This window comes from Actinomadura sp. WAC 06369 (genome assembly GCF_003947565.1).
Classification (GTDB): domain Bacteria; phylum Actinomycetota; class Actinomycetes; order Streptosporangiales; family Streptosporangiaceae; genus Spirillospora; species Spirillospora rifamycini.
Map to the genome: position 1 here is coordinate 1 of NZ_QHJN01000233.1, position 9,521 is coordinate 9,521.

General features: G+C 70.3%; 10 protein-coding genes and 1 pseudogene. 1 reads left to right on the forward strand and 10 read right to left on the reverse strand.

Annotation, left to right across the window (positions count from 1 at the left end; translation table 11 throughout):
• Positions 1-729 (reverse strand): annotated as a pseudogene (locus DMH08_RS36325) (thiolase family protein); the annotation flags it as partial.
• Entirely contained in the window at positions 722-1,786 is a 1,065-nt protein-coding gene (locus DMH08_RS36330; RefSeq protein ID WP_125620706.1) for a GlxA family transcriptional regulator, read from the reverse strand. The gene DMH08_RS36330 and the pseudogene DMH08_RS36325, both read right to left, overlap by 8 nt.
• Positions 1,787-1,887: 101 nt before the next feature.
• Between DMH08_RS36330 and DMH08_RS36335 the strand changes: the two genes are divergently transcribed.
• Entirely contained in the window at positions 1,888-2,547 is a 660-nt protein-coding gene (locus DMH08_RS36335) for an HD domain-containing protein (RefSeq protein WP_125620708.1), read from the forward strand.
• 116 nt (positions 2,548-2,663) lie between these two features.
• Here the strand turns inward: DMH08_RS36335 and ehuA are convergent, their stop codons facing one another.
• The 8 genes from ehuA to ectA all read right to left on the reverse strand — a co-directional run bounded on the left by ehuA (position 2,664) and on the right by ectA (position 9,154).
• A complete protein-coding gene (gene ehuA, locus DMH08_RS36340) occupies positions 2,664-3,539 on the reverse strand; it encodes an ectoine/hydroxyectoine ABC transporter ATP-binding protein EhuA (protein ID WP_125620710.1) in 876 nt (291 codons plus the stop codon).
• On the reverse strand, positions 3,526-4,179 hold the full coding sequence (gene ehuD, locus DMH08_RS36345; protein WP_026405909.1) for an ectoine/hydroxyectoine ABC transporter permease subunit EhuD: 654 nt from the start codon (positions 4,177-4,179) through the stop codon (positions 3,526-3,528). The genes ehuA and ehuD overlap by 14 nt, the downstream gene beginning before the upstream one ends.
• Positions 4,179-4,892 (reverse strand): ectoine/hydroxyectoine ABC transporter permease subunit EhuC, encoded by a 714-nt coding sequence (gene ehuC / locus DMH08_RS36350; protein ID WP_125620712.1) that lies wholly within the window; start codon positions 4,890-4,892, stop codon positions 4,179-4,181. Before ehuC ends, ehuD begins: the two co-directional genes overlap by 1 nt.
• A 3-nt stretch (positions 4,893-4,895) precedes the next feature.
• Complete coding sequence (gene ehuB, locus DMH08_RS36355; RefSeq protein ID WP_125620714.1) at positions 4,896-5,783, reverse strand: ectoine/hydroxyectoine ABC transporter substrate-binding protein EhuB; 888 nt, start codon at positions 5,781-5,783, stop codon at positions 4,896-4,898.
• Positions 5,784-5,892: 109 nt separating this feature from the next.
• Positions 5,893-6,801, reverse strand: coding sequence for an ectoine hydroxylase (thpD, locus tag DMH08_RS36360; protein WP_026405912.1), 909 nt, complete (start codon positions 6,799-6,801; stop codon positions 5,893-5,895).
• Positions 6,798-7,193 carry an ectoine synthase gene (locus DMH08_RS36365; RefSeq protein WP_026405913.1) on the reverse strand — a complete coding sequence of 132 codons (396 nt, stop codon included), beginning with the start codon at positions 7,191-7,193 and terminating at the stop codon, positions 6,798-6,800. Before DMH08_RS36365 ends, thpD begins: the two co-directional genes overlap by 4 nt.
• A 95-nt stretch (positions 7,194-7,288) precedes the next feature.
• On the reverse strand, positions 7,289-8,551 hold the full coding sequence (gene ectB / locus DMH08_RS36370; RefSeq protein WP_026405914.1) for a diaminobutyrate--2-oxoglutarate transaminase: 1,263 nt from the start codon (positions 8,549-8,551) through the stop codon (positions 7,289-7,291).
• A gap of 54 nt (positions 8,552-8,605) precedes the next feature.
• On the reverse strand, positions 8,606-9,154 hold the full coding sequence (gene ectA / locus DMH08_RS36375) for a diaminobutyrate acetyltransferase (RefSeq protein WP_125620716.1): 549 nt from the start codon (positions 9,152-9,154) through the stop codon (positions 8,606-8,608).
• Between the last annotated feature and the right edge of the window lie 367 nt (positions 9,155-9,521).

A 9,521-nucleotide genomic window follows, 5' to 3' on the forward strand; every position in this document is an offset into this window, starting at 1 on the left:
CCCCTGCCCCCACCCCCACAGGTGGACGGGCGGGCGGGCGAGGTCGCGCGCCCGTTCGGCGGACGTGACGATGACCGCGATCGCGCCGTTCGAGACGAGGCAGCAGTCGAGCAGGTGCAGCGGCTCGGACACCCAGCGCGAGCTCTGGTGGTCGTCGATCGTGATCGGGTCGCGCATCTGCGCGAGCGGGTTGCGGGCCGCCCACTCCCGCGTCGCGACGGCGATCGCGCCGAGCTGCTCGCTGGTGGTTCCGTAGCGGGCCATGTGGCGCTGCGCGGCGAGCGCGTAGAACGAGTTCACGCTGCGCAGGCCGAGCGCGGCCGTCATCCCCCCGAACCCGTACCATTCGCGCGCGTCGCGGTGGTACGCCGCGCCCGACGACTGCTTCGGCTTGAGCGGCGCGTCCGCGAACACGCACGCCACCGCGGACGCGGCGCCGCTGCGCACCGACATCGCCGCGTAGGAGATCATCGCCCCGGCGGTCGCGCCGAACGCGTTCATCTGCGTCAGCAGCCGCAGGTCGCGCATCCCGAGCGTGTCGGCCAGCTCGATGCCGGGGGAGCCCCCCAGCCCGTGGCTGACGATCAGCCCGTCCACCTCGCCCAGCGCGAGGCCCGCGTCGGCCGCGGCGAGCCGCACCGCGTCCGCGGCGAACCGGCGGGGGCTGCGTCCGTACACCTTGCCCAGCTCGGTCATGCCGAGCCCTGCGATCGCCGTCCCGTCACCCATCGGTCGTGCATCCCTCCCGCGTGTCCATCCGGCCACGGTACCGAATCACGTTCGGTGCGGGGGCGGGCGGGTCGGACGGCGCGGCGCGGAAGGCGCCCCGGTACGCCTGCGGGGACGCGCCCACCGCGCGCGCGAAATGGGCCCGCAGCGTCACCGCCGACCCGTACCCGCACTCGGCCGCGACCCGCTCCACCGGCAGGTCCGTCGTCTCCAGCAACTGCTGCGCCCGCCGCACCCGCGCCCGCGCGAGCCACCGCAGCGGCGTCGTCCCGGCCTGCTCGCGGAACCGGCGGCTGAGCGTCCGCACGCTGACGGACGCGTGCCGCGCGATGTCGTCCAGCGTCAGCGGCCGGTGCAGGTTCGCCTCCAGCCACGCCAGGACGGGCTGGAGCGCCGTGCCGGCGTCCGCCGGGTCCGCGTGCCGGATGAACTGCGCCTGCCCGCCGTCCCGCTGCGGCGGCATGATGATCCGGCGTGCGGTGCGGGCGGCGACCGCCGCGCCGTGGTCGCGGCGGACGACGTGCAGGCACAGGTCGATCCCCGCCGCGACGCCGGCCGAGGTCAGCACCGCGCCCTCGTCGAAGAACAGGACGGCCGGGTCGACCTCGACGTCCGGGTACCGCCGGGCCAGCCGCCCGGCGTACATCCAGTGGGTCGTCGCGCGCCGCCCGTCCAGCAGCCCGGCGGCGGCCAGGACGAACGCGCCGACGCAGATGCTCGCGACGCGCGCGCCCCGGGCGGACGCGTCCCGCAGCGCGTCCAGCACCGCGCCCGGCGGATCGTACGGGTCGTCGAGGCCGGGGACGACGATCGTGTCGGCGCCCGCGAGCGCGTCGAGCCCGAACGGGGCCTCCACCCGCATCCGGCCGAGCATGCCCGACGTCGCCGCACCGCCCGGCCCGGCGCACACGCGCACCTCGTACAGCGGGACGCCCAGGTCGGTGGTGGTCGGCCCGAAGACCTGCCCCGGGACGGCGAGGTCGAACGGCACGACCCCGTCCAGGGCGAGGACCGCGACGACATGAGGGGCGGGGGAGACCGGGTCCGTGAGCGGCATGGCCAGAACGTAGCGCATATCGGCAGGACGGCCACTGGCCGGTGGGAGCCTCCGCGGCGGACGATCGGTGCCGTCATCGTTCGTCCGACAAGGAGACCGGCATGGGCGACTTCTTCGCCGAGTTCAACGCTCCCGACACCGACCTCACCCGCCCGGCCCACGACTTCGTCTTCACGGCGGGGACGCCCGCGCTCGCCGGGCACAGCGCGCGGGCCTACCTGTTCGGCCGGGCGCTCGGGGAGGCGCGGGGCCTGCGGCCGGGCGCCGACTACGACGACGAGGTGCTCCTGCTGGCCTGCCTGCTGCACGACCTCGGCCTCACCGACGACGGGGACGGGGACGGGGACCAGCGGTTCGAGGTGGACGGCGCCGACCGCGCCGCGTCGTTCCTGCGCGACCGCGGCATGGACGGGGAGCGGGTCCGGGTCGTGTGGGAGGCGATCGCCCTGCACACCAGCCTCGGGATCGCGGACCGGATGCGCCCCGAGATCGCGCTCACCCACGCCGGATCCGGCGCCGACGTCGTCGCGTTCGGCGCGGACGCCCTGCCGGACGGCCTCGCCGACCGGGCGCACGCCGCGTTCCCCCGGCTGGACACCGGCCGCGAGCTGACCGCCGCGATCGTCGGGCAGATCGCCCGGAAAGCGCACAAGGCCCCGCTGGGCTCCCTCCCCGCCGTCCTGGCCGCCCAGGCCGGCGTCACCGTCCCGACCCCGCAGTGGTCGGACCTCGTCGCACAAGCGTGGAAGGACGCACCGTGACGGGCCTGCCGTGACGGGCAGGGCTTGGCGCGTTCGGGTGTTCGTTCTGCCGCGACGCGGAGCGCCCGCGTCCCCCGGAGGGGGCGCGGGCGCTTCGGTGCGGGTGCGCGGGGCGGTCAGGAGGCCAGGACGGCCTGCAGGAAGTCCCGCGTGCGCTGCTCGGTGGGCTCGCCGAAGATCTGGTCCGGCGGGCCCTCCTCGACGATCTGGCCCTGGTCGAACATCAGGACCCGGTTCGAGATGTCCCTGGCGAAGTGCATCTCGTGCGTGACGCACAGCATCGTCAGGTCGCTCTCCCGGGCGATGTCCCGCAGCAGGTCCTGGACGCCGACGACCAGTTCGGGGTCGAGCGCCGACGTGACCTCGTCCAGCAGCAGGACCTTGGGCTGCATGGCGAGGGCGCGCGCGATGGCGACCCGCTGCTGCTGGCCGCCCGACAGCCTGCTCGGGTGGGCGTTCTCCTTGTCGGCCAGCCCGACCATGTCCAGCAGGCCGCGGGCCCGCTCGACGGCCTCGTCCTTGGACACCCCCAGCACGCGCACGGGCCCCTCGGTGAGGTTGCGCAGCACGTTCATGTTGGGGAACAGGTTGAACTGCTGGAACACCATGCCGACCTGCTTGCGCATCTCGTGCAGGTGCTTCTCGTTGGCCGGGACGAGCTTGCCGCCCTTGTCCATGTGCCAGAGGGTGTTGTCCCCGATCCAGATGACGCCCTCGTCGAGCTTCTCGAGCGTCATCAGCAGCCGCAGGATCGTGGTCTTGCCCGACCCGGACGGCCCGATGAGCGTCACGCGCTCGCCGGGCCGCACGGTGAAGTCGAGCTCGCGGAGCACGACATTGCCGCCGAACCGCTTGACCACCTTCTCGAAGCGGATGCCGGGCGCGTCGGAGCCCTTGCCGACGGCCGTGCCGAGGGCCTCGCCCTTCTGCTTCGAGACGTCCGCGGTCTCGTCGGGATTCGGGGCTTCCGGGGTGGTGTCAGTTGGTGGCATAGCGCGTCTCCAGGCGGCGGACGATGATCGAAGAGATCACGCTGACCAGGACGAAGATCAGTCCGGCGACGGTCAGCGGCTCCAGGTACTTCAGGGTCTTGGCCCCCTCGTCGAACGCGACGAAGAGCACCTCGTGGACGCTGATCGCCAGCAGCATCGGAGTGTCCTTGAACGTCGCGATCAGGTAGTTCCCGAGGGTCGGGATGACCCGCCGCACCGCCTGCGGCAGGATCACGTCCAGCCAGACCCGCGACCTCGGCAGGTTGAGCGCCGTGCAGGCTTCCCACTGGCCCTTCGGGATGTCGGCGATGCCCGCCCGGTACACCTCCGCCGTGTAGGTGGAGTAGTGCACGCCCAGCGTGATGATGCCGGCGGTGAGCGACTCGAGCGTCAGGCCCCAGTCCGGGAAGACGAAGTAGACGAAGAACAGCTGCGGGATCAGCGGCGTGGACCGGATGAACTCGGTGATCCAGCGGACCGTCTGCCGGACGACCACGTTCGGCGCCCGCCGCAGCAGCGTCCACACCAGCCCCAGGACGAGGGCGATCGCGTAGGCGATCAGCGTCGCCAGGACCGTGACGCGCAGTCCTTCGAGCAGCGCCGGGAAGACGTCCACAGCGTACCCGGTGTCCCACTGCATCAGCCGGTCACCCCCGCCCCGGGGGCGCCCGCCGCGACGGACTTGAGCGACGGCTCGTGGCCGCCGCGGCGGCCGAGCATCCGGTCGACGCGGCGTTCGGCGAAGCGGACGAACAGCTGCAGGAGCTGCGCGATCACGAAGTAGAACACGAGGACGACGGAGAAGACCATGATCGTGTCACCCAGGCTGCTCTGCAGGTTCTTCGACACCCGCGTCAGGTCGACCAGGCCGATCAGGGAGACGATGGCGGTCGCCTTCATCAGCTCGATGAGCAGGTTGCCGAACGGCGGCAGCATGAGCGCGACGCCCTGCGGCAGCAGGATCCGCACCATCCGCTGGAACGGCGTGAAGTTCAGCGCGATCGCGGCCTCGTACTGGGCCTTGGGCACCGCGTTGATCGCGCCGCGCACCACTTCCGCGCCGTACGCGCCGACGTTCAGGCCGAGGGCGAGCACCGCCGCGAGCATCGGGGTGAACCGGAAGCCGACGAGGGGCAGCGCGTAGAAGAACCAGTACAGCAGCACCAGCGCCGGCGTCCCGCGGAAGAACTCCACGTAGACGCGGTTGAGCACGCGCACCCATGTGTGGCGCGAGGTGCCCGCCAGGCCGAAGGCCAGGGCGAGCACCAGCGCCAGCAGGGCGCCCAGCACGGTGAGCTGGACGGTGGTCACGGCGCCCTCGAGCCACTGGTCGTTGCTGAGGACCTCGGACACGGATCAGCCCTTGCAGAACTTGGCCGCGGTGTCGTCCGCGCCGGGCATCTCCGCCTCGGTGAAGCCGAACGGCTGGAGGATCGGCAGCAGCTCGTTGCCGTCCTTCAGCTTCTTCAGCTCCGCGTTGAAGGCGTTCAGCAGCTCGCTGTCGGCCTTGCGGAACGCGAACGCGCCCGCGCCGAACTGCTCCTTGCCGTCGACGACGGGCGTGAACGCGTCGGTGACCTCGAAGCCCTCGCCCTCGTGCTTGGACAGCAGGTCGGCCAGCGAGATGCGGGTCAGCCAGATCGCGTCGATCCGGCCGGACTTCAGCCCCGAGAAGGCGCTCGCCTGGTCGGGGAAGGTCTGGACGTCCTTGACGCCGAGGCTCTCGGCGTAGCTCTGCTCGACGGCGCCGGTCAGGACGCCGACCTTCGCGCCCTCGGCGGCGAGGGTCTTGCCGTCCGTCAGGCCCTTCGGGTTGCCCTCCTTGACCATGAGGGCGCTCTTCGCGACGTACTCGGGGTCGGAGAACGCCACCGACTGGCAGCGCTCGGGGGTGATGAACATGCCGGCGGCGATGACGTCGAAGCGCTTGGCGTTCAGACCGCCGATCAGGCCGCCGAAGTCGACCTGGACTCCCTCCATCTCGTCGATGCCGAGGTTCTTGAAGATGACGCGGGCGAGCTCGGGGGCCTCACCGGTCAGCTTGCCGGAGCTGTCGGTGAAGCCGTACGGCGCCTCGTTGGCGAAGCCGACCTTGATCTTGCCGGCGTCCTTCGCCTTCTGGAGGGTGCCGCCGCCGCTCGCCTCGGTCTCCGGGTCCGTCGTGGAGCAACCCGCCGCGGCGAGCGGCACCGCGGCGGACAGCAGAACGGCGGAGCGGAGGAAATGGCGTCGGGAGGAAGTCATCGTTGAACTCCTGCTTCGGGGGGGTGGTGTGCGTTGCGCCCGCGGAGACGATATGCCTCCGCGGGCGCAACCACCTTGGTCGGGTTATGGAATTGTTACGTCCATCAGGTCAGTCGCGCACGGGGGTGAAGTCGCGGGCGCCGATGAACGTGGGGCGGGGTGAGGGCGCCGAGAAGGGCTCGACGCACGTGTTCTCCACGCTGTTGAACACGATGAACACGTTGGAGCGCGGGAACGGGGTGATGTTCCCGTTGGAGCCGTGCATGCAGTTGCAGTCGAACATCGTCGCCGAGCCGGCGGGCCCGGTGAACAGCTCGATGCCGTGCTTGTCGGCGAGGATGGAGAGGCTGTTCGGGTCGGGGGTGCCGATTTCCTGACTGCGCAGTGACTCCTTGTAGTGGTCGGCGGGAGTTTCCCCGACGGCCGCCACGAAGGTCTTGTGCGAGCCCGGCATAATCATCAAGGCGCCATTGTGCACGAAGTTCTCGGTCAGCGCGATGGAGATGCTCACCGCGCGCATCCGAGGCATGCCGTCCTCCGCGTGCCAGGTCTCGAAGTCCGAGTGCCAGTAGAAGTCCTTGCCGGTGAAACCTGGCTTGTAATTGACCCGGCTCTGGTGGACGTAAACGTCCGAGCCGAGAATTTGCCGGGCCCGGCCAACCACCCGGGGGTCCTTGACCAGCGAGTCGAAGACCTCGCTGATCTTGTGGACCTCGAAGATGGACCGGACCTCGTTCGACCCGCGCTCGGTGACCGTGCGCTCGTCGGCCAGGATCTCCGGGTCGGCGGACAGCCGGCGCAGCTCGGCGCGGTAGTCCTCGACCTCCTCCGGCGCGAGCAGCTGGTCGACGTTCAGGAACCCGTTCGTCTCGAAGGAGTCGAGCGTCGCCTCGTCGATGGGACCGTCGCTCGGACCGCCGTAGACGACCGGGTCCTGGCGGTACAGGAGCGCCGCCTCCGCCCCCTTGCGAGTCGGGTAGGCGTCGTCGATCGTCGGGTGGCTCTCGATGATGCTCATGCGTCCTCCTCTGTGAGCAGCGGATAGACCCCGTTCTCGTCGTGGACCTCCCGGCCGGTCACGGGCGGGTTGAACACGCAGACCGTCTTGACGTCCGTGTGCGCCCGCAGGGTGTGGTGCTCGTGCCCGTCCAGCAGGTACATGACGCCGGGCTCGATACGGTGCTTCTCACCGTTCTCGTGGTTGATCAGCTCCCCTTCGCCCTCGATGCAGTAGACGGCCTCGATGTGGTTCGCGTACCACATCTTCGTCTCGGTCCCGGCGTACAGGACGGTCTCGTGCATCGAGAACCCCACGCCCTCCTTGGCCAGCACGAAGCGGCGGCTGTGCCAGGTGGGCGCCTGAACATCGCGCTCGGTGCCGATGATCTCCTTCAGGGAACGAACGATCATTGATCTCCTCTTTCGATCGGCGGGGGGCGGCCGGTGACGGCCCCTCTGCGGGCCCGCGCTGGACGGGCCCGGCGGACCCCTTGCGGGACGGTCGGTCAGACCGCCACGGTCGAGCGGACGGCCTCGACGGAGTCGGCGATGATCTCCAGGCCGCGGCTCAGCTCGGCCTCGGTCACGGTGAGCGGCGGCAGCAGCTTGACGACCTCGCCCTCCGGACCGGACGTCTCCATCAGCAGCCCGCGCTTGAACGCCTCGCCGCAGACCTGCGGGGCCGTCTCGGGGTCCTTCATGACCAGGCCCCAGGCCAGGCCGCGGCCGCGCACCCCGTCGACGGCGCCGGCGTGCGACAGCGCGATCTCCTCCAGGGCGGTCTGGACCTGCTGGCCCTTGGCGAGGGTCTGCTTCTCCATGCCCTGGCCGGTCCAGTAGTCCTCCAGGGCGCCGACGGCGGTGACGAACGCGGGGTTGAAGCCGCGGAACGTCCCGTTGTGCTCGCCGGGCTCCCAGACGTCCAGCTCGCGCCGCATCAGCGTCACCGCGAACGGCAGCCCGTAGCCGCTGAGCGACTTGGACAGGCAGACGATGTCCGGGGTGATCCCGGCCTCCTCGAAGGAGAAGAACGGGCCGGTGCGGCCGCAGCCCATCTGCACGTCGTCGACGATCAGGAGGATCTCGTGCCGGCGGCACAGGTCCTGCAGGCCGCGCAGCCACTCGGCGGTGGCGACGTTGATGCCGCCCTCGCCCTGCACCGTCTCGACGATGACCGCGGCGGGCTTGTCGAGGCCGCTGCCGCTGTCGTCCAGCATCGTGTCGAACAGCAGGAAGTCGGGCGTGCGGCCGTCGAGGTAGTTGTCGTAGGGCATCGCGACGCCGTGGCCGAGCGGCACGCCGGCGCCGGTGCGCTTCATCGAGTTGCCGGTGACCGCCAGCGCGCCCAGCGTCATGCCGTGGAAGGCGTTGGTGAAGCTGACGACCGTCTCGCGGCCGGTGTACTTGCGGGCGAGCTTGAGGGCGGCCTCGACCGAGTTGTTGCCCGCCGGGCCGGGGAACTGGACCTTGTAGTCCAGGCCCCGCGGGGACAGCACGTACTCGTTGAAGCGTTCCAGGAACTCCCGCTTGGCCGAGGTGTACATGTCCAGGCTGTGGACGATCGCGTCGCTCGCCAGGTAGTCGATCAGGCGGCGTTTCAGCTGCGGGTTGTTGTGCCCGTAGTTGAGGGTCCCGGCGCCGGCGAAGAAATCGAGGTAGGTGCGGCCGTTCTCGTCCGTCATGTGGCTGCCCTGGGCGCTGGTGAACACCGTGGGCCAGCTCCTGCAGTAGCCGCGGACTTCCGATTCCATGCGGGCGAAAGTGTCCATGATCTGCCTCCGGCAGGTTGGGATGGAGTGAGCAGCGGGATGTCGAAGCGTGCGTCAGTCGGCTGCGGTGAAGGGGCCGATCCGGAAGAGCACCTCGGGCTCGTGTCCCCCGTCGGGGAAGTGCTCCGCGCCGAACAGCGGGGTGCGGACGAGTTCGCATCCCCGGGCCCGCGCGAACGACTCGAACATCGCGGTCGACGCGGCGTTGTCCGGGGTGACGGTGGCCTCCATGTACCGGTGGCCGCGGTCGGCGAGGCGGTCGGCGAGGTCGTCGAGCATGCGGCGGGCCAGGCCCTGCCCGCGGTGGTCGCGGTCGACGGCGACCTGCCAGACGAAGAACGTGTCGGCGCTGGACGGGCGGGTGTACCCGGTGATGAAGCCGCAGGCCGCGCCGCCGTCGCGGGCGACGACGGAGGTGTCGGCGAAGTCGCGGCACCAGAGCGTGTAGCTGTACGGCGAGTTGACGTCCAGGACCTTGGAGTCCCGGGCGAGCCGCCACATCTCGGGGCCGTCGGTAAGGCTGGGCTCCTGGAGTCGCACGTCCTCGTTCGTCTCGTTCGCGTCCGGGCGTCGGGTCGGTGTTTCCAGGGATTGCGCTGCCATGTCCAGGCAACTTAGCGAATCTCGCCCCGTGATCGCAGAGGAATGTTATCTGCGAGATGTTTAGCCAGGCCGCGCAGTGGGTATGGTGATACGCTTATCAATTTCCGGGGAAATTAAGTCGGTGCGGCGGCACTGCTGAGGCGCCATTTCCCCGCGATACGCAGGAGGTACTGCCGACTGCGCGTCGGGAGGCGTCGCTCGCCTTCCTGAACGGAAGCTTAATGTCCTGTCATCGCTTGCAGAGGCATTTTGTGTATCGGTTGTGTGAGGTAAGTCACATAGATTTAACGTCAACGGCACAGGTGCGGTGGGCGTCACGTCGGCCGGGCCCGGGAGGGGCTCTCATCACGCCTGGTGGGGCGGGTGG

What these genes read in the sequence shown, in the direction of transcription:
- DMH08_RS36330 (WP_125620706.1), bottom strand. Translation starts at nt 1,786, where the DNA reads ATGCCGCTCACGGACCCGGTCTCCCCCGCCCCTCATGTCGTCGCGGTC.
- DMH08_RS36335 (WP_125620708.1), top strand. Translation starts at nt 1,888, where the DNA reads ATGGGCGACTTCTTCGCCGAGTTCAACGCTCCCGACACCGACCTCACC.
- ehuA (WP_125620710.1), bottom strand. Translation starts at nt 3,539, where the DNA reads ATGCCACCAACTGACACCACCCCGGAAGCCCCGAATCCCGACGAGACC.
- ehuD (WP_026405909.1), bottom strand. Translation starts at nt 4,179, where the DNA reads ATGCAGTGGGACACCGGGTACGCTGTGGACGTCTTCCCGGCGCTGCTC.
- ehuB (WP_125620714.1), bottom strand. Translation starts at nt 5,783, where the DNA reads ATGACTTCCTCCCGACGCCATTTCCTCCGCTCCGCCGTTCTGCTGTCC.
- thpD (WP_026405912.1), bottom strand. Translation starts at nt 6,801, where the DNA reads ATGAGCATCATCGAGAGCCACCCGACGATCGACGACGCCTACCCGACT.
- DMH08_RS36365 (WP_026405913.1), bottom strand. Translation starts at nt 7,193, where the DNA reads ATGATCGTTCGTTCCCTGAAGGAGATCATCGGCACCGAGCGCGATGTT.
- ectB (WP_026405914.1), bottom strand. Translation starts at nt 8,551, where the DNA reads ATGGACACTTTCGCCCGCATGGAATCGGAAGTCCGCGGCTACTGCAGG.
- ectA (WP_125620716.1), bottom strand. Translation starts at nt 9,154, where the DNA reads ATGGCAGCGCAATCCCTGGAAACACCGACCCGACGCCCGGACGCGAAC.